General features: G+C 40.1%; 17 protein-coding genes and 1 pseudogene. 10 read left to right on the top strand and 8 right to left on the bottom strand.

Going from position 1 to position 18,098, the window contains the following annotated elements; all coding sequences use genetic code 11:
- The 5 genes and pseudogenes from H6G76_RS32920 to H6G76_RS32900 form a co-directional block, all read right to left on the bottom strand.
- Nucleotides 1-290, bottom strand: a pseudogene (locus H6G76_RS32920) (hypothetical protein); the annotation flags it as partial.
- Nucleotides 291-778: 488 nt separating this feature from the next.
- A complete protein-coding gene (locus H6G76_RS32915) occupies nt 779-1,183 on the bottom strand; it encodes a response regulator (RefSeq protein ID WP_190710235.1) in 405 nt (134 codons plus the stop codon).
- A gap of 471 nt (nt 1,184-1,654) precedes the next feature.
- Nucleotides 1,655-3,076 carry a glycogen synthase GlgA gene (gene glgA / locus H6G76_RS32910; protein ID WP_190710233.1) on the bottom strand — a complete coding sequence of 474 codons (1,422 nt, stop codon included), beginning with the start codon at nt 3,074-3,076 and terminating at the stop codon, nt 1,655-1,657.
- A gap of 230 nt (nt 3,077-3,306) precedes the next feature.
- Nucleotides 3,307-4,278 carry a hydroxymethylbilane synthase gene (hemC, locus tag H6G76_RS32905; RefSeq protein ID WP_190710232.1) on the bottom strand — a complete coding sequence of 324 codons (972 nt, stop codon included), beginning with the start codon at nt 4,276-4,278 and terminating at the stop codon, nt 3,307-3,309.
- A 469-nt stretch (nt 4,279-4,747) separates the two neighbouring features.
- The gene (locus tag H6G76_RS32900) at nt 4,748-5,146 is read right to left on the bottom strand and encodes a lysozyme inhibitor LprI family protein (protein WP_190710230.1); all 399 of its coding nucleotides are present in this window, start codon (nt 5,144-5,146) and stop codon (nt 4,748-4,750) included.
- 165 nt (nt 5,147-5,311) lie between these two features.
- Between H6G76_RS32900 and H6G76_RS32895 the strand changes: the two genes are divergently transcribed.
- The 3 genes from H6G76_RS32895 (at nt 5,312) to H6G76_RS32885 (ending at nt 11,251) form a co-directional block, all read left to right on the top strand.
- On the top strand, nt 5,312-6,319 hold the full coding sequence (locus H6G76_RS32895; protein ID WP_190710228.1) for a YegS/Rv2252/BmrU family lipid kinase: 1,008 nt from the start codon (nt 5,312-5,314) through the stop codon (nt 6,317-6,319).
- 6 nt (nt 6,320-6,325) lie between these two features.
- Nucleotides 6,326-7,876, top strand: coding sequence for a metallophosphoesterase (locus H6G76_RS32890; RefSeq protein ID WP_190710226.1), 1,551 nt, complete (start codon nt 6,326-6,328; stop codon nt 7,874-7,876).
- 261 nt (nt 7,877-8,137) lie between these two features.
- Nucleotides 8,138-11,251 (top strand): MFS transporter, encoded by a 3,114-nt coding sequence (locus H6G76_RS32885; protein ID WP_190710224.1) that lies wholly within the window; start codon nt 8,138-8,140, stop codon nt 11,249-11,251.
- Nucleotides 11,252-11,413: 162 nt separating this feature from the next.
- On the opposite strand, the gene H6G76_RS32880 is transcribed toward H6G76_RS32885, so the two are convergent.
- Both H6G76_RS32880 and H6G76_RS32875 read right to left on the bottom strand, forming a co-directional pair.
- Complete coding sequence (locus tag H6G76_RS32880; protein ID WP_190710222.1) at nt 11,414-12,031, bottom strand: hypothetical protein; 618 nt, start codon at nt 12,029-12,031, stop codon at nt 11,414-11,416.
- Between the two features lie 45 nt (nt 12,032-12,076).
- Nucleotides 12,077-12,535 (bottom strand): DUF29 domain-containing protein, encoded by a 459-nt coding sequence (locus H6G76_RS32875; protein WP_190710220.1) that lies wholly within the window; start codon nt 12,533-12,535, stop codon nt 12,077-12,079.
- A gap of 178 nt (nt 12,536-12,713) precedes the next feature.
- Here H6G76_RS32875 and H6G76_RS32870 point away from each other — a divergent pair, with 178 nt between their 5' ends.
- The 5 genes from H6G76_RS32870 (at nt 12,714) to H6G76_RS32850 (ending at nt 15,735) form a co-directional block, all read left to right on the top strand.
- A complete protein-coding gene (locus tag H6G76_RS32870; protein WP_190710218.1) occupies nt 12,714-13,187 on the top strand; it encodes a hypothetical protein in 474 nt (157 codons plus the stop codon).
- Between the two features lie 426 nt (nt 13,188-13,613).
- Nucleotides 13,614-13,760 carry a hypothetical protein gene (locus tag H6G76_RS32865; protein WP_190710216.1) on the top strand — a complete coding sequence of 49 codons (147 nt, stop codon included), beginning with the start codon at nt 13,614-13,616 and terminating at the stop codon, nt 13,758-13,760.
- Nucleotides 13,761-13,869: 109 nt separating this feature from the next.
- Complete coding sequence (locus H6G76_RS32860; RefSeq protein ID WP_190710213.1) at nt 13,870-14,640, top strand: pentapeptide repeat-containing protein; 771 nt, start codon at nt 13,870-13,872, stop codon at nt 14,638-14,640.
- A gap of 94 nt (nt 14,641-14,734) precedes the next feature.
- A complete protein-coding gene (locus tag H6G76_RS32855) occupies nt 14,735-15,004 on the top strand; it encodes a helix-turn-helix transcriptional regulator (protein WP_313934874.1) in 270 nt (89 codons plus the stop codon).
- Nucleotides 15,001-15,735 carry a restriction endonuclease gene (locus H6G76_RS32850; RefSeq protein ID WP_190710211.1) on the top strand — a complete coding sequence of 245 codons (735 nt, stop codon included), beginning with the start codon at nt 15,001-15,003 and terminating at the stop codon, nt 15,733-15,735. The genes H6G76_RS32855 and H6G76_RS32850 overlap by 4 nt, the downstream gene beginning before the upstream one ends.
- Here H6G76_RS32850 and H6G76_RS32845 read toward each other — a convergent pair.
- Nucleotides 15,698-16,894 (bottom strand): DNA cytosine methyltransferase, encoded by a 1,197-nt coding sequence (locus H6G76_RS32845; protein WP_190710209.1) that lies wholly within the window; start codon nt 16,892-16,894, stop codon nt 15,698-15,700. The genes H6G76_RS32850 and H6G76_RS32845 overlap by 38 nt on opposite strands.
- 127 nt (nt 16,895-17,021) lie before the next feature.
- Between H6G76_RS32845 and H6G76_RS32840 the strand changes: the two genes are divergently transcribed.
- Entirely contained in the window at nt 17,022-17,642 is a 621-nt protein-coding gene (locus tag H6G76_RS32840) for a TenA family protein (RefSeq protein WP_190710208.1), read from the top strand.
- A 193-nt stretch (nt 17,643-17,835) separates the two neighbouring features.
- On the top strand, nt 17,836-18,098 hold a 263-nt coding region (locus tag H6G76_RS32835), incomplete at its 3' end, for a dihydroxy-acid dehydratase (RefSeq protein ID WP_190709788.1).

Genomic DNA, 18,098 nt, shown 5'->3' with positions numbered 1-18,098 from the left:
GTTTCATTTTCTTCGTTTAAAACTGTGTAATCGTTTTCATCTACTTCTAAGTTAAAAGCACTAAAACATAATTTCAAAGTTTTGTGATCGACACTGGCACTTAAAGACCACAATCGATTTAGGGTTTTAGTGGAAACATTGATTTGTCTGCTCAATTGTTCTAGAGTTAAGCGATTACCTTTATTTTCAACTATTTCCCATGATAAAATCGCTGCCTGTAATCTTTGCAGTCCCATAGGAGTTAGTACAACTCCACGTCTTCTTTTCGTTTTAGCTTGGTGTAATTCCATAGGTTTTGTAGCAGTAACCTTTTGTAGATGCAAAATTTACTGAACTGATTTTCGGAATTTAGGTACGCCGAGAAATTATAGATAACTATTCATTAGATCTCAGTGTTCGCACGAAATAAATTAGCCGATGGATTGTATATAAAATTGTTGCAAAACAAGATATAAAGCTTCAATCAAGACACAATTGAAGTTTAATACTACCACTTTACATAACAAGTGATTGGCAATATTTGAGTTATTTAAATCTTTGTTTAGCTACAATTTTTGTAGGGTATTCTATTTTTTTAGGTGCGATTATCCTCCGTTTTTTAATTTTATTTTTAAATATAAAGCATTTTGAGCGATCGCTAATAAATAGATAACCGCTAGTACATAATTTTACACATTATTGATAGGTATCAACAGACTCTCCTCAGTTTATCCCTATCAAAATACCAGGCAAAAATAAGAAACTTATAAGGATGTGATAACTTTTATGTTATGGATACTCATGGAGTTAGTTGATACTTCGGCTGTGAAGGCCACCCTAAGGCTTGAGTTATCTGTTCAGGTAAAACTAAGGGATTAAAGGGTTTCGCAATTGCATCAACAACACCTAGCTGCTGAAGTTGTTGCGATGTGAAAAAATCGGCCATCACACTCAATAAAATAACGGGAATATTTTTCCATGAAGCTTGTTCATGCAATCTGTGCAGAAACGAGTTAACATCCATACCTGGCATGACAACATCCAGCAGGATAACATCAGGGCGTAGAGTTTCTAGTTGCTTCAGCCCAGACTGTGCTGAGGTCGCAGTGACAACATTCCATCCCACCAAATCATTTAAACAGATTTGTACAAGTTCTCGAATGGTTGGTTCATCATCAATCAACAATACTGTCTTGATTGTCATAGTTCAAATAAATTAAAAGCCGGAGGTGATTGATAATGTAGTTTAAATGAAAAAAATAAGAAACTTATATGGATCTATCCGACTATGGAAATCCGGTTTGATTGAATCTAATTTAGAGTTGCTATAAGTAGAACGGCTTAAATATTTGTAGTTGGAGTAAGGCAGGAGGGAAGAGGGTTTTAATCTATTTAATCTTTCTTAAGATAGTTTTGTTTTTTCCCACCGACTTACTTATTCTCAAAATCTCTAATTCGTTACGAGATAGATAAAATACTAGGGAATGATTGCGTTATAAAGATTTTAGCGATTAATAGTAGTTCGACGCGATCGCTTCGCCAGTCAAGCTGGAATAAAATTTTTGGAGAACCTAGATAGCTTCGCGCCAGCTACGTTGGTTCTCAAGACGCAAGAATAATTAACGCAGAAGAACACTGAGTTTTCCTCTGCGTTAATCTTTGCGTTGAAAAAAGCTTACTGATTCAATACTAACTCTGGTTGTGGTGCTTGTTCTTCTGGGTCGGGTAAGCCATACATTGAACGATAAAGTTTATCGTATTCCTTGGCAGAGCGATACCAACTAAAGTCTTGATTCATACCGCGTTTTTGCAGTTCCTTCCACTGGGGTTTGTAACGAAAACCTTCCCAAGCGCGAATCATGCAGGTAAACAAATCCAATGCTTCATAGCGGTCGAAGCAATAACCAGTACCAGCTTCGTTGATTGGGTCGTGGTGCGATACGGTATCAACTAATCCCCCGGTGCGGCGGACGATGGGAACTGAACCGTAACGCATTGCCATCATTTGGCTAATTCCGCAAGGTTCAAAACGGCTGGGCATTAAGAACGCATCAGTACCAGCATATATCCGACGTGATAGGGCATCGTTATACAGCAAGTAAGTCGCCATACGTCCGGAATAGCGAGATGCTAATTGCCACATTTGAGTTTCATAATAGCGATCGCCTGTCCCTAACAGCACAAATTGGGCATCTGTATACGCCATGAAGCGGTCTAAAATTTGGATGACCAAATCCAAGCCTTTTTGCTCGACTAATCGGCTGACCATCCCAATTAAAAAGGCGTTGGAGTTAACTTCTAACCCCATTTCTTCTTGCAAAGAAATTTTGTTCTTCTTGCGTTGATCTAAACTATCAGTAGTAAAGGTTTGAGCAATATATTTATCGTTGGCTGGGTTGTAAACCTCTGTATCAATCCCATTGACAATCCCTGATAGCTTACCGCTAATGAATGACAGCAAACCTTCAATAGTTTCACCATAAGCTGGTGTCTTGATTTGTTCGGCATAAGTTGGGGAAACAGTGTTCACCCTGTCAGCAAATTGCACTGCTGCTGCCATTGTGTTGTGTCCTTGCATATACCAAGGACACCAAGTAATTTTCTCTAGATACCAACGCCACGGTCCTTGATAAGCCAAGTTATGAATAGTAAATACAGTGGTGATATCTGGATCTTGGTTCATCCACACGGGTATCATCCCTGTATGCCAATCATGACAGTGGATGATGTCTGGCTTCCAGTAATTCCAGCAGAATTCAGCCGCACCATTAGCAAAAAAGGTGAACCGCCATTCTTCGTCTTCTCCAGAATAGATGCGACGCGGATCAAAAGCAGGATGTCCAAATAAATACAAGGGAACATCAGTACCGGGCAGCACACTTTCGTAAACTGCAAAGGTCTGAAACATTGCATAACCCCACCAAATCGGGTCTTTGGGGATTTCCATTTTATCTGGCAAAAAGCCGTAGTAAGGCAGGAATATGCGGACATCATGCCCCATTTCTCTTAAGACTTTAGGTAATGCTCCCACAACATCACCCATTCCTCCTACTTTCGCAACGGGTGCTGCTTCTGCTGCAACGAATAGAATCCGCATGGTCTTTGTTGTTTCCCCGGTTCTGCCTATATTTTCTGAAGTCTAAAGTCTGAAGTCTGAAGTATAAAGGTACTCCTAATGTTGAAAGTATGGGAAAGCAATCTCGGACAAAACTCATCTTGTTCGCGCTAGATGCGGATGAGGTATGTACCGATTTTTTGATCCTTTAGCCTTTACACTTCATCCTTTTGACTCAATTCTTATCTAACCACATCTGTTTACCAGTATTTCTAAGAACCCCGTTGGATCTCGGTGAAAATCTGTTCAAGGATTTCTTGTGCGCCTTGTTCCCGCAGGCGGTTGGCTAATTCTGTACCCAACGCTTCGGCGTTGCTGGCTGACCCTGTTACGGTATCTTTTACCAGTTTTTGGCCATCTACACTGGCAACTATACCTGTGAGTGTTAAATTGCCATCCAGAATTTCTGTATTTACACCAATGGGTACTTGACAACCACCTTCGAGGTCGCGCAAAAATGCTCTCTCTGCTAAACAACGATCGCGGGTTTCGGGGTGTTCAATGGCTTTGAGTAAGGATATCAAATCGGTATCATCAGCACGACATTCTATGCCTAACGCGCCTTGACCAACCGCATGGAGAGAAATTTCTGCGGGAAGAACTTGATGAACGCGATCGCCCATACCTAAGCGTTGTAATCCGGCGGCTGCTAAAATCAAGGCATCGTATTCACCAGCATCTAGTTTTGCCAAGCGGGTATTTAAGTTGCCGCGCACATCTTTAAATGTGAAGTGGGGAAAACGATTGCGTAATTGTGCTAACCGTCGCAGTGAAGATGTGCCAATTACTGCACCCTCTGGCAAGGTTTCAATTTGCTTGTCTTTGTGCTTTTCATGGACAACTAAGGCATCGGCGGGATTTTCCCGTTCGGTGATGGCTGCTAGTGTTAAGCCTTCTGGTAAATTAGTCGGCAGATCCTTGAGGGAATGAACTGCAAAATCAATTTCTTTATTGATCATTCCCAGTTCAAGTTCTTTGGTAAATAAACCTTTATCACCAATCTTCGCCAACGCTACATCTAAAATTTTGTCGCCTTGGGTAGACATGGTGTGGACTTCAAAATTAATATCTGGGTAACTTTTTTGTAATTGCTCTCTTACCCAGTATGTCTGAACTAGAGCAAGTTGACTTTTACGAGAACCAATACGAATCGTGCGAGTAGGACTCTTAACAACTGAAGTCATAATAACTGTATGTCAAACCAGGCGATACATTCACATTCATCTAGACTACCGCAGCGAGTGACTGAACGGATTGCGATCGCTTAATTAAACATAATTTTATTTTTGATTAGCTTTACATTTTTTTACGTTATTTTTAATAACTTAACAGCTATAGGAATCTGGTTTGATTACTGAACTACTTGTGTAGTCAGGCAATAGGGAATAGGCAATAGGCAATAGCAAAGAAGGTAGGCGACAATGTACTGATTTTTTTCTCAAATCAAATATGAGTCCTATAGAGAAATCCGGTGTAGTTAGGCAAGAGGTAATAGGCAATAGGCAATAGGTAACAATGTACTGATTTTTTTCCCAAATCAAACATGAGTCCTCTAAGATAGCAATCCTATTTGATTTATCAACTACTGGCAAAGGTAGAAAATAGGGGTTGGATTTGTTTGTAACTCATTTAGGACTGCTATAGCAGGGTTAATTAATTGGGATTTTCGAGATATCCAACTAATTGTTGAGTACGCTGTTTTGTTACTGCTTCCAGGCAGGTGGAATAAATAGTAGGAGCAATACTTCCACCTTCATATTGGCTTCTTTCAAACTCGCAACTAGCGTCACGAAACTTAATCCATGCTAACTGTGCCGCAATTAATTTTTGTTGTCTAGATTTTGACAACTTTGGTAACAGTTGTTTATAAGCTCGGTTCAATTTTTTATCAGCATTTTGATATGACAAATGAGCGCAGTTATTAATTTCTAGTTGAGTTTGAGCTTCGTTACAATTGAGTTTTTGTGCTAAAGGTGGATTTGCCAGTGTTAGAGTAGTCGCAAAACTGCTAAGAGTCAAGGTACTGACGATCAAAGGTAATAACAGACGCATAGAAACATTCCTTGTCTAAGTAAGTGTCCATCTAATTTAACCGAATAAATAAAATTGCTACAGTCTACCAATTCTCAAACCTGTCGTTAGAGGGAAGTTAGATTTTTCTAAAAGTGATAGTTATAGTTTGGTATTTTAGCGATCGCAGCTTATTATTTTACATTTATGAATCGTTCCGCCTGCCTTATCTTTAATCCTGTTGCGGGTCAGGGTAACCCAGAACAAGAACTGATAGAGATTCGAGCATTATTAGAACCAACTATTGAATTAGATATTCATTTCACAACTGAAGAAATTGATGCTGATGAACTAGCTTATGCCGCAGTTGAACGGGGAGTTAGCGAAATTATCGCTTCTGGGGGAGATGGAACTCTCTCAGCAGCAGCAGCAGCAGCGATAAATTCTAATATTCCCTTTGGGATAATTTCGCGGGGGACAGCGAATGCTTTTGCCACAGCGTTAGGAATTCCGGACACAATTGAGGCAGCCTGCCAAACAATTTTACAAGGAGTGACTCGGAATGTAGATGTCGCTTATTGCAACGATCGCCCAATGATATTACTAGCAGGGGTAGGCTTTGAGGCGGAAACTGTCGAAAAAGCCAACCGCGAAGCCAAAAACCGCTTTGGCATTATTGCTTACATCTTAGCGGGATTCCAGCAGCTAAGAGAATTACAGAGTTTTGATGTAGAGATAGAGACAGACGAAAAGATAATTAAAACCACCGCCGCAGCTGTAACAGTGGCTAACGCTGCACCGGCGACTTCTGTTTTAGCGCACGGGCCAGCAGGAATTATTTATGATGATGGATTATTAGATTTAACAATAGTTGCACCAGTAAATAAAGCGGGTGCGATCGCCGCTACCTATCATCTATTTCAAAGTGCTTCTGCGGGTAATGCTACCGACCGGGATGATATAGGCTATCTCCGCGCCAAACAATTTAAAATCACCACTGACCCAGTGCAGAAAGTTGTCGTGGATGGTGAAATAGTCGGCACAACACCAATAGAAGTCAAATGTGTACCAGCCGGCTTGAAAGTTTTTGTGCCAACAATAGAAGAAGCTGAAGTAGCGGAAAAACTAGACGGACTGCCTAATTTAGTGATTGAGTGGAAAAATCCAGAGGGGAATCAGGAGGAAGAGGAAGACACAGCAGCGTTAAAGGAGTAAACTGTTTTGAAACTTGTTTCTGATCCGGCGATCGCTAAAAAAATTCAGAAGATGAACCAGCGAGTACGCTGGCAAGATCCGTTAATCAAAAAGCGTGGCATTGACCAAACCCAGTTTGTTATGGAAGATGGTCACGCTGATGATGGGGAATTTTCATTTTTGGTAGTAGGAGATAGCGGTTCAGGTAGACATGGCGGGCAGAATCCCCAAAGGCGGGTAGCAGAACTAACATTACCCCATCTGGATGACTGCCGCTTTATGCTGCATACAGGTGATGTTATTTATTTAGTCGGGTCAAGTGAGTATTATCAACAAAACTTTATTCAGCCTTATAAAGAGTATCTCTTAGGTGGCGAGCATCCCAAGCAAATAGCTTACGATCAGATGGTTTTCCGCTTGCCGATTCTGCCTGTACCAGGAAACCACGATTATTACGATTTGCCGATTGTCTTTAGCTTACTGTCTGTAACAACATTACCTATCCGTCGCTTATTGCGATCGCGCTTAGATATGGATGTTGGTTTACACGGTTCAAAAACAGGTGATGCTTACGCCAAGGCATTTCTCGATTATCTCAACGCCTTTAAATTTCCTGGAGATTTAGACCGACATTTAGATACCTACTATACAGCCAAGACAGAAACAGGTCGTTGTCTATCCTACCAGCCAGGACATTTTACTCGTTTGCCCAATCGTTATTACACCTTTCGTTATGGTGGTATTGACTTCTTTGCTTTAGATTCCAACACATTCAACGACCCGCCACCACTACCCCAAACCGCAGCAGGCGACGCAGAAAGGAGAAATTTAGAACAACGCCGTCAAGAATATGAACAGCAAAAGCAGCAAATCTTAGAAAAATCTAGCAAGCTGAATCCTGATAACCCCAGCGAAGCGGAAGATTTAGATGACTTATACGTTAAGCTGTCGCAAATTGAAGAAATTATTGTTGATATTGACAAACAATTAGCACCGCAACAAACAACCCACACTGACGTAGAACAGTTGGAATGGCTGAAACAGAGACTAATCCAATCTTGGCAGAACTCAGATGTGCGCGGACGCGTGGTTTATTTCCATCATCCTCCCTATGTGACTGAGGCGACCAAATGGGAACAAGCACAAACCTTGGCGATTCGCAATCGCTTGCGTGATGTATTCGATGCAGTAGCCGAAACAATTGGGGACTTAACTCAAGGCCGCGCTGTAGTAGATTTAGTATTAAACGGCCATGCTCATTGCTTAGAATATCTGCAAACCTATGACACCGGACACGCAGATTCATTTATCAACTGGATTGTTTGTGGCGGAAGTGGCTTTAGTCTGCGCCGACAAAGACCTGAAGGTGCTGATTTAGTAGAGGGAAATAAATTAATTGCGCGATCGCATCTATATGTTGGTCGCAATGGTCACGGTTCCCAAAAACGCCGACCTTATTCATGTCTGCGGATTGATGTCAAAGGTGAACAACATCCTAAATTTACTGTTCGTCCTTTAGTGGCAGAGTGGTATCAACGGCAATGGCACAATCATCAACAGGAACCTTTTGTTATTTGATATTAAATAACCGCCAATAAACGCAGATAAAAACTTCTTTTCTTCTTTAGCGCACTTGGCGTACTTGGCGGTTTGTTTAAAAGAATTAAATAATCCAACTATAGGATGAGGCTAACTTAGCTTCATCTAAAAGTATGACTTATGGACACATACTTTACCCCCTAAGAAAGTGTTAGCTAAAGAATTTGGTCATTAGCGTAGGAAGTAAGCCAGTTGCTTTAAAAGTAACTGGAATTTAATGAGCATGAGTGAGAAAATACTATGCTTCAAATTGTGGAAAATTCTTTAGGATGGCATTGGCTGAATGGTGGATTAGCAGCCATAGCCCAGGTACAGGAAAGAGTAACGCCAGAAGAAGTATCAGTTGTATTTTCCGGCCCTAAATTTTTAGTTGCATTGTTAGCTGGTGTCTTAATGGCATTTGCCTTTCAACTATTATTAACCAACTTTTCAGTTGCTGCCGGAATTTCATATATAGGAAGTGATTCCTCTTCTAGTGATGACTCAGAAAGCCTTGGTGAAACAATTCGCAAAGTAGAAAACCAAGTTGGTATTTGGGCATTAATAACTTCTAGTATTGCATTATTTATCGCTTGTTTTTTCGCCGTAAAACTTAGCTTAATTGAAAGTGCATTTTTAGGCTCAATTATTGGCGTAGTTATCTGGGCTGCATACTTTTCATTAGTAGTATGGTTAGGTTCTTCAACAGTAGGTTCCTTAATCGGTGCTGTTGCTAGTACAGCCAATTCTGGCTTTAAAGCCCTAATGGGAACTGCAACTAGTGCTGTAGGCGCAAATGTTGCCAAAAAACAGATGGTTTCGACTGTGGAAGATATTACAGCCGCAGTGCGGAGAGAATTAACTTCTGGTTTTGATGTTAGTAGTATTCAAAATACACTGCAAAGTTCTTTGGCTAATCTCCAAAGGCCACAACTAGATTTTAATGATATCCGCAGCCAATTTGATAAAATATTCAGTGACGTAGACTTTGATAGTGATTTAGCACAAAATTTCAATCGTCAAACTTTTGTTGATTTAATTAGCAGTCGCACAGATTTTTCTAAAGCTGATGTCAATAAAATTGCTGACCAATTAGAAGGTGCTTGGAAGCAAACTGTAGCTAAACGAAATCCAGCACAGCAAGTGATTAACTTACTAACATCGGCAACGCCTGAAGAGTTACAATCAGATGCATTAGGCGATCGCTTGCAAGAATTAGTCACCGTAGGCGGTAACGGTAACGGCAGTAACGGAGTACTAAAACAAGCCATTCAATCTGGCTTAAGTGCTGCTTTACCAATAGTCTTAGAAAGAGTAAATACCTCTAACATAGATGTGAACAAAATTACCAATCAGTTACAAAAGCTGAAAGATAAAGTTCAAGATCTAGATATTGAGGATATTACTCATCAAATCCAAGAGACTGTCGAAAAAACTACTAAAGCAAGAGGTAATTCATCATCCTCTAACTACCGTCAAGATGTAGAATCTTACATCCAAAATTCTTTACCTTGGCACTTTAACCGCATCACAATTAAAGATGAATTCCGCGATGTTATCTATGACCCACAAGCAGACGCAGCAACTATGCGCCGGGAATTAGAGGGATTCAGCCAAGAAGAGTTTGCTAATTTGCTCATCCGCCGCAGTGATATTAGCGAAGCCAGAGTTAAAGAAATTTCGCAACAGATGGAAGAAATTCGCCAAGAAGTTTTAGAAACTTTGCAACAGGCGGAAGTTAAAGATAAAAGTCAAGATTTGCGGAACCTCATTGAAAATTATCTACGTTCGACTGATAAAAAAGAACTGAACTCGGAAGCGGTTGAGCGAGATTTTTCTAAATTACTGACAGAATTAAACGCTAATTTTGAAGATTTCAATGGACGCTTGCAGGGATTTGACCGCGAAGTCTTTTTGCAAGTGTTGATGCAACGTCAAGACTTCAGTGAGGAAGAAGCGAATAATCTGCTGAATCAACTAGAAAGTGTTCGTGATTCTGTCGTGAATCAATTAGAAGAACAAGCTAGAACCCAAACTGAAGAATTACGCCAAAGAGTAGAAGGCTATCTACGCAATACTAATAAGGAAGAACTCAATCCTGAAAGTATTCGCCGTGATTTCAGCACTTTACTGCAAGACCCTCAAACTGGATTTAACTTGCTGCGTCAGCGTTTATCACAGTTTGACCGCGATACTTTAGTAAGTCTACTTTCTCAGCGTCAAGATTTGAATGAGGATGAAGTTAATCAAATTCTCGATCAGCTTGAAGCAGTTAGAGATAATATCTTGCAAACCCCGCAAGTCATAGCAGACAAAGCTAAAGAACAGTACGAACAAACCACAACTGCGATCGCTGATTATCTCCGCAACACCAACCTGGAAGAACTCAACCCAGAAGGTATTCGCCAAGATTTAGAAAAATTGCTGGTTGATCCCAAAGAAGGATTTTCTGCAATCCGCGATCGCTTATCGCAAGTTGACCGAGAAACCTTAGTCAAACTCGTCAGCCAACGCCAAGACTTAAGCGAAGAACAAGTTCAACAGACAATTGACCAAGCCCAAGATGCTATTCGAGATATTATCAAAGCACCGCGCCGCTTGGCAAAACGTGGCATTCAGCGAGTTGTCGATTTTGAAGCGAATCTGGAAGATTATCTTCGTAATACCAATAAAGAAGAACTCAACCCAGATAGTATTAAGCGCGACTTACAACTACTGTTGCGAGATCCCCGCGCTGGAATTGGTCAGTTAAGCGATCGCTTTTCTCAAGTTGACCGTTCTACATTGGTGGCGTTATTATCCCAACGTGAGGATATTTCCGAAGAGGAAGTTAATCGCATTGCTGATCAAATAGAATCGGCACGTGATGGCATTGTCAAACAATACCAGCAGATTCAGCAAGGAATTCAATCGGCGACTGAAAAAGTTACAGGTAGAATTCGCAACTATCTTAACTCCCTCAATCGTCCTGAACTGAATTATGAAGACATCAAACATGATTTTGCGAAGGTGTTTGATGACCCCCAAGCCGGATTTGAAGGATTGCGCGATCGCCTGAGTCATTTTGATCGTGATACCTTAGTTGCACTGATCAGTTCTCGTGAAGATATTTCTGAGGAAGACGCTAACCGAATTATCAACCAAATCGAAGCCGCACGCGATAGCGTCCTCGAAAGGGCTGAACGCATTCAGCAAATTACCAAAGAACGCTTACACAGCATCAAAGAACAAGCTAAAAAACAAGCTGAGGAAACCAAGAAAACTGTTGCTAACGCCGCTTGGTGGCTATTTGGAACAGCACTCACCTCACTTGTTGCAAGTGCGATCGCTGGTGCTATAGCCGTCACTGGTGTAACTATCTCTGCGATCGGATAGTTCTTTTTAGTTCTTAATTAATGCTTGTAACCACAAGCTCATAGCCATCACCCAACAGATTACCAAAATTACTGTGTATCTGGGTGATGGTTTTTTCATAGAATCTCAAACTCTCTGCGCCTCTGCGCCTGGAGCGTGAAACACAACCATCACTTAATAACTTCACGCAACTAACTCAAGTAGCTGCATCTCACTTGATTTGAAAACATAGTTAACAGCAGCAAATAGCTCATCTAAATTCTGAATAAAATAACGAGTTTTATTTTGTGTAAACAAAGTTTTTTCTAACTTTCCAAATTCCCAATCTTTGCCATTAGAAACGATTCCAAAAATAGTAACTTCCATTTCATCATTTAACTTCTGAGCCGCGACCATTTCAGCCAGACATTGCGCCCAGCCTGCCGCAAAATTATCTTGCTTCGCCTCAACTAACACAAAATAAGGCTTATCAAACACGACTTTTCCCAACGGAGAGCGTTTAGCTAAAATATACTCAGGATAGCCTGAGAGATTCTCATCGTAGATAAGTGATTTATGTCCCCACAAAACAAATTTACTACGATAACATTTCCAAACTTCTTTAAGAACTGGATAAATTAGATTTTCGCAGATTGAAAATTCCGAAGCATTAGGTACACCGTCTTGCATCACAGTTTGTAAGTCTTCGCGGAAGTAGTCAGAAATACTAAACTCAACTTCTTCTATAAAATTGGCTTCGGTGTAGGTAATCTGAAACTCCTTGAGAACTGCACCGATATCTTTGTAACTACTAAAAGCCATTTTTAATTCCTATACTAAAGTCTGGAGATACTTTTAGGATACTGTTTAATTTGCCTCCCAGTATTTGACAAATAAAAGAGGATCTATTTCAAAATCAAATTGCCAAGTATCAGGAAACTCCGTTTGTTTATATTCCACAGCAACAATCTCTAAAGCATCAGCATAAACTTCCGTGAATATTTGTGTAAGATAAGGTTTTAAACTTGGCGAGTCTTTCAATAAACCTTTTAGTTGTTTGCGTTGCTCTATAATAGTTACTTCCCAACCATTGAAGTTTTCAGGACTATTAACATACATCCGTTTGAGAATATGAGCTATCAAAACTAGTAGGTGATTTCTTAATTCCCTTCTTTCGCTCTTACCCAAACTTGCAATTTCCTCAATTAAATTATCAAAATCCAGATTGTCTACATCTTTTGCTTTAAGTTGAGCTACAGTTCTTTCACACCAAGCCACAAAATCACTATCATACAAAACATCAGTCTTTTGTATATTTTGTGTCATTATTGTTTCTCCTGAATTTCGTTTGAAATAGTCGGGATGAGAACACTTCACATAACTATAGTTTAATGCTGGGGGTGAGATGCGGTGTTGGTGTAATCAAAACTAGATTTCTGTATGGAAATTTTGTTTGTATATATGGGAACTCTAAATTAGACAACCATACTGGAGATTAAGGTGTATGTCCAGAAGTCCTGTAAGTGCAACGCTGACTGTAAATGATAAAGAAGTGTTGTTGCAAGCTATCACCACCATTAAAGAAAAGCTACCATTTTTAATTGACTTGAGTAACGAAGAGCGAAAAGCTCTACCCAAGATGGGAGATAAAAGCCGCGCCTTTGTCAGCAAAGCATTAGAGATAGCGACACAGAACCCAGAGTTTTTACCCCGTTCTTTTGACCTAGAAGAAATGCGAAAGGATGTGCAATTATATGAAGCGTTATATCCATTATTGCTGGCGTTGAGCCAGTTGCAAGAATTGGTTGACGATACTTCTCTGGCGGTGGGTAGTGAAGCCTATGCAGCCGCGTTGCAAGTATACAGCTATGCAAAAGCCAGTGGACAAACCGGAGGCCTAGATACAGTAGTAGAGGAAATGGGACAAAGATTCGCCCGTAAATCTCGGAAAGCCAAGCCTCAAGCAGCAGCGTTGTAGAAAATAACTCGACAGTTGCACCTCAGAGGTGCAAAATTGAAGCTCAGAACTCGGATGTTGGAGTAAATTACTCGGCGTTCCGTGTTCTGAGCTTGATTTTTTGAGTAAAAAGCTCGGCGTTCCGTGTTCTGAACTCGACAATTAAACTTCAGAACACCAACATTGCACCTCAGAACTCGAAAGTTGGACTTTAAAGCCTGAAACTTCCCCTTCAGAACTCGACAATTGAACTTCCGATGTCAAAATACCAAGCAAAAAACTGAAAGTTTTTGAACACCTTCCTTACCTGTGATGAACATCACTTAGAAAGCGGATCTTAATCACTGTTGATAAAGTAAGTGTAGTTTAGCCTTTGGTTAATTATAAATTATACTTAACTTATACATAAGCCTAGTTTATAACTTGGCAGGTGTGGGGGTTACGATTATGTTAGAAAAACTATTATTAGCAGCTATTTTAACTTTCGCTCTGAGCTTAATTGCAGAGATGGGTTGGTCTTCTCCAAACCGTACTAGTAGCGAAACTCATGTTTATAAACCAGGAATTTTATCTGTTACGCAATTTTATCAGTAATGCTGGCATCTACTGAGGGCAAACTGCTTAAAGTCTTCATATCATAGGCTGAAGTATAAATTTATAACCTATTTTGGGATTTTTAGCAGTAAATATTGCACAACCAAATATGAAAAACCACATCTTAGCAACAGCCATATTTGTAACCGCCCTCAGTATTAGTACAAATGCCCAAGCAGCGAATTCTGAACATTTGCAAAAATTATTATCAACCAAACAATGTCAGAACTGTGACTTGACAGGCGCAGGTTTAGTCATGGCTGATTTATCCGGAGCCAATTTAAGTGGTGCTAATCTCACAGGTGCAAACCTCAGTCGCGCTAATTTAACTGGTGCTGATTTACGAGGTGCGAATTTAAGCGGTACTGGTTTATACGGTGCGAATTTAACTGAAGCTAGGCTGAGTGGGGCAAACCTTGTAGGTGCAGATTTAAGAAATACTTATTTAGGAAATGCAGATTTTACCAGTGCTTATTTAAATGGAGCTAACTTTCAAGGTGCAATTGGCATACCCTTACAAATTGCGACACCAGAAGAGTTTTACGCTTGGGGCATAGCAGAAGGGCAAAAAGGCAACCATCAACAAGCAATTAAGTATTTTGATCAAGCGATCGCAGCTAAACCAGAATACGCTGGTGCTTATCTAGCTCGTGGTATAGCCCGTTACCAAATTTTTGATCGCCAAGGTGCGATGGAAGATGCCCAAATAGCCGAAAAGCTATTTACTACTCAACAAAATGGCACAGGAACTCAAACCGCACAGGCTTTTGTCAAAGAACTACAAACACCTTATAAAGAAAATGTTACTCAATCTAAACCAAGTTTCTTTGACTTTGTAGGTAGTCTTGGCTCAGTATTATTACAATTTCTGCCTTTTTAACGTGAGTCTCCAACGAAGGCAAAGTTAGAGACTCACGTAAAAGATTTTAGATAATACTTTGAGATGTGACACATCGTCCGTAGACGGATAGTCTATGGATGCTGAAAATTGGCACATGAATGAAGGGAAACAACAGATTCTTAGTGCTTTAGGTTATCTTGTGAGGCAACGCAGAATAGGATTGGGAATTTCGCAAGAGGAACTAGGACTACGCGCAAACTTAGATCGTACATACATATCTGGTGTAGAACGCGGAGTCAGAAATCCCTCCCTAACTGCTCTTGTTAGTCTTGCGAATGGTTTAGGTATAAGTGTTTCTCTTCTACTGGAACATCTAGAAATAGAAGCTAATAGAATACAGTGAGCGAGGAAAAAAATTTAACCGAGACAATTCGGAATCAGTTCAAAAAAGATTCAACTCAACTACAAGTTTTTAAGCTGTTATCAGATCAACAATGGCACTGTAGAGAATGTGAAGGAAAGAAAATAGGCTCAAATCAATACGCTGGCGGTGGAGGTATTCAGGGATTACAGCGTGGGACTAGAAGTCGTCCAGGTCTTGTAATTGAAACGGCAAAGAATTACTGTCCAAGCTGTCAACAAGTTCGCTTAGGCGATCGGTGGACAGGAGAAATCAAGTCAGCTAATTCTGCATCAAATATACCAGCATCTTTAGTGGAAAAAATTTTACAGGTTTATTCTTATACAGATGTCATAGAACAAAGGCGAAGAGAAAAACATGAATTGGTAATTGATCATAGATTTCCAATGGAAAGGTGGGGAGAAAGTGAGCCTCCACACTTAATATCTATGAGTGATACTGAAATTAAGCAGAAGTTTCAATTACTGAAAAAAGATACCTCTGGCAATCACAATCTTTTAAAGTCTAGAAGTTGTGAGCGATGTATCAGAACTGGTAAAAGAGGTACACCTTTTGGTATTCGCTTTTGGTATCAAGGAGATGAAAATTGGCCTTCTGTATATCAGCGTGGTAATGAAGCTGAAGAAGGCTGTTTCGGATGTGGTTGGTATGATTTTGAAGCGTGGCGTAATGCGCTCAATCAAAGACTATCTCAGTTTGAGCAACAGAATTAAAATTAACTTCATGATCAGTGTTACGTGCAATCTTATTTAAATAAGGTAGAAGTGCATAACCAATACATTCTGCTAAACGTGGCGGTACAGCATTACCAATTTGCCACATAGCTTTTTTCATAGTTCCTTCAAAAATAAATGCATCAGGAAAGGTCTGTAATCTTGCCATTTCGCGGGCTGAAATTACACGATTTAGATATGGATGAATATGAGTACCACCATGATTTTCTTTAACAGTCATACTTGGCTTACCCGGATATTGTCGCTTGAAAGCATCGACATATTTCTCATATAAAGAACCTCCTGGAAGTACTTTAGCAATACGCTCCATATACTCTGGTGAGTGCCTAGTCCATTGATGGTTAATTTCTGGTATTGGAGTATATTCTGGTAAATCAGAAATAGCTGATTCAATAGATTTGTATTCTTCAGATGATAACTGAGATTTGGGATAGGGATTTTGCAGCCCAAATCGGTTAGCAATAAAGATTGCTCTAGGCCTAATCTGTGGGACTCCATAATCAGCAGATTCTAGAATTGCTACAGAAACATTAGAATAACCAATAGAATTAAAAGCTTCAATAATTGCTTGCTTAACTTTGCCATTTTGAATAGTCAGAATTCCTGGTACATTTTCCATAACCACATACCAAGGACGTATTTCTGATACCACTCGCACAAATTCATAAAAAAGACGATTACGTGGATCTTTGGGATCACGTTTACCTGCAACTGAAAATCCCTGACAAGGAGGCCCACCAACAACAAGATTTACTTGAGGAGAGCCAATTTGTTGCAACCAAATTTTTGGCTCAAAATATTCAATATCTCCGCAAAAATGATGGCACTGAGGGAAATTCTTTTGATGTGTAGCAGAAGCAATTGGATTAATCTCCACACTCGCTAACGCTTGTAATCCAGCTTGTACTAAACCTTGTGTAATTCCTCCCGCACCACAAAACAGATCCACGAAAGTATATTGAGATGTAGGTATTAGTGGGTTATCAACATCAATAAATATTTTGTATGGATCAAGGTCATTTTTCTCTAGTTCACGTTTGATACGTTCATAACGTCCTAACTTTGGAGTTTTTGTTTTTTTGGTAGGATTAAGCCCTTCTTCGTTGTTTGAAAAAAAAGAAAGTTGTGTGCCTTGCATTTAGTGCTTGACTCTTAATAACTGATTCATTGAGACATATCGTCTACAATATATCAAAATTTATCTATCGCCTCAATCAAAGCACTAAAATTCCTAATAATGACTATGGAAAAATGACCCTTGATCAATGACATTATCCAGCGAATTGTGGACAGCAAATCAAGATTTAGCACAAGCTTGTCTCCAGCATCCCTTTGTACAAAGCATAGGTGATGGCACTCTGGAACCAGCTAAGTTTGCTTACTACGTCGGACAAGATGCTTTTTTCTTAGAAGCATTTGCCCGTGCTTACAGCATCGCCGCCGCTAAAGCACCAGACTGGAAAGGCTTTACTATATTTCACAACTTAGTTAGTGGAGTTTTAGCAGAATTACAACTACATCAAGGCTATGCTACAAAGTGGGGCGTAAATTTGCATTCTGTAGAACCAGGTGCAGCTACCCGACGTTACACAGATTTTTTATTAGCTACAGCTTGGAGTGGTGATGTTGGTTTAACTGCGGCAGCGATGTCACCATGTATGCGTTTGTACTCCTTTTTAGGGGAACAGTTAGCTCGTAATGGTATTCCAAATCACCAGTATGCAGATTGGATTCGCACTTACAGCAGCACAGATTTTCTCCCATTAACACAACAATTAGAAAGTTTAGTAAATAACTACGCCACCAACAACAAGGTAGTCTATTCAACCTACCGTTATGCTATGCTCTGCGAACAAGATTTTTTTCAAGCTGCATGGATAATGTAGCAGTTAAAAGGCAACAGGCAACAGGCAACAGGCAATAGGGAACAGAGAACACATAATGAACTGTTCCCCGTTTCCTGTTCCTTTCTTAACTAAAATCTCCTAAAAGTTGATTGCTATATTTTGCTACTTATGAACAAAAAAATTAGATAATACAATCGCAACACCAGCGATGATGGCAGAGTAAGGAAATAAGATGTCAGAGAACTTAAGAAGCAAAGTAGTAACACAGGGAGTGCAGCGCTCGCCAAATAGAGCGATGCTAAGAGCAGTCGGATTTCAAGACGAAGACTTCAGCAAACCCATCGTCGGAATATCCAACGCCTACAGCACCATCACTCCCTGCAACATGGGAATCAACAAACTCGCACACCGCGCCGAAGTCGGGATAAAACTTGCCGGAGCGATGCCGCAAATATTCGGCACAATTACCATCAGCGATGGTATCTCAATGGGAAC

The sequence above is a fragment of the Nostoc sp. FACHB-152 genome (assembly GCF_014697475.1).
Taxonomy (GTDB): Bacteria; Cyanobacteriota; Cyanobacteriia; order Cyanobacteriales; family Nostocaceae; genus Nostoc_B.
Note: the sequence above shows the minus strand (reverse complement) of the source record. Positions and strands in the feature narration are given on the sequence as shown.

Bases quoted from the DNA above. Each gene is read 5' to 3' on its own strand.
- H6G76_RS32915 (WP_190710235.1), bottom strand. From the start codon at position 1,183: ATGACAATCAAGACAGTATTGTTGATTGATGATGAACCAACCATTCGA.
- glgA (WP_190710233.1), bottom strand. From the start codon at position 3,076: ATGCGGATTCTATTCGTTGCAGCAGAAGCAGCACCCGTTGCGAAAGTA.
- hemC (WP_190710232.1), bottom strand. From the start codon at position 4,278: ATGACTTCAGTTGTTAAGAGTCCTACTCGCACGATTCGTATTGGTTCT.
- H6G76_RS32900 (WP_190710230.1), bottom strand. From the start codon at position 5,146: ATGCGTCTGTTATTACCTTTGATCGTCAGTACCTTGACTCTTAGCAGT.
- H6G76_RS32895 (WP_190710228.1), top strand. From the start codon at position 5,312: ATGAATCGTTCCGCCTGCCTTATCTTTAATCCTGTTGCGGGTCAGGGT.
- H6G76_RS32885 (WP_190710224.1), top strand. From the start codon at position 8,138: ATGCTTCAAATTGTGGAAAATTCTTTAGGATGGCATTGGCTGAATGGT.
- H6G76_RS32880 (WP_190710222.1), bottom strand. From the start codon at position 12,031: ATGGCTTTTAGTAGTTACAAAGATATCGGTGCAGTTCTCAAGGAGTTT.
- H6G76_RS32875 (WP_190710220.1), bottom strand. From the start codon at position 12,535: ATGACACAAAATATACAAAAGACTGATGTTTTGTATGATAGTGATTTT.
- H6G76_RS32870 (WP_190710218.1), top strand. From the start codon at position 12,714: ATGTCCAGAAGTCCTGTAAGTGCAACGCTGACTGTAAATGATAAAGAA.
- H6G76_RS32865 (WP_190710216.1), top strand. From the start codon at position 13,614: ATGTTAGAAAAACTATTATTAGCAGCTATTTTAACTTTCGCTCTGAGC.
- H6G76_RS32860 (WP_190710213.1), top strand. From the start codon at position 13,870: ATGAAAAACCACATCTTAGCAACAGCCATATTTGTAACCGCCCTCAGT.
- H6G76_RS32855 (WP_313934874.1), top strand. From the start codon at position 14,735: ATGGATGCTGAAAATTGGCACATGAATGAAGGGAAACAACAGATTCTT.
- H6G76_RS32845 (WP_190710209.1), bottom strand. From the start codon at position 16,894: ATGCAAGGCACACAACTTTCTTTTTTTTCAAACAACGAAGAAGGGCTT.
- H6G76_RS32840 (WP_190710208.1), top strand. From the start codon at position 17,022: ATGACATTATCCAGCGAATTGTGGACAGCAAATCAAGATTTAGCACAA.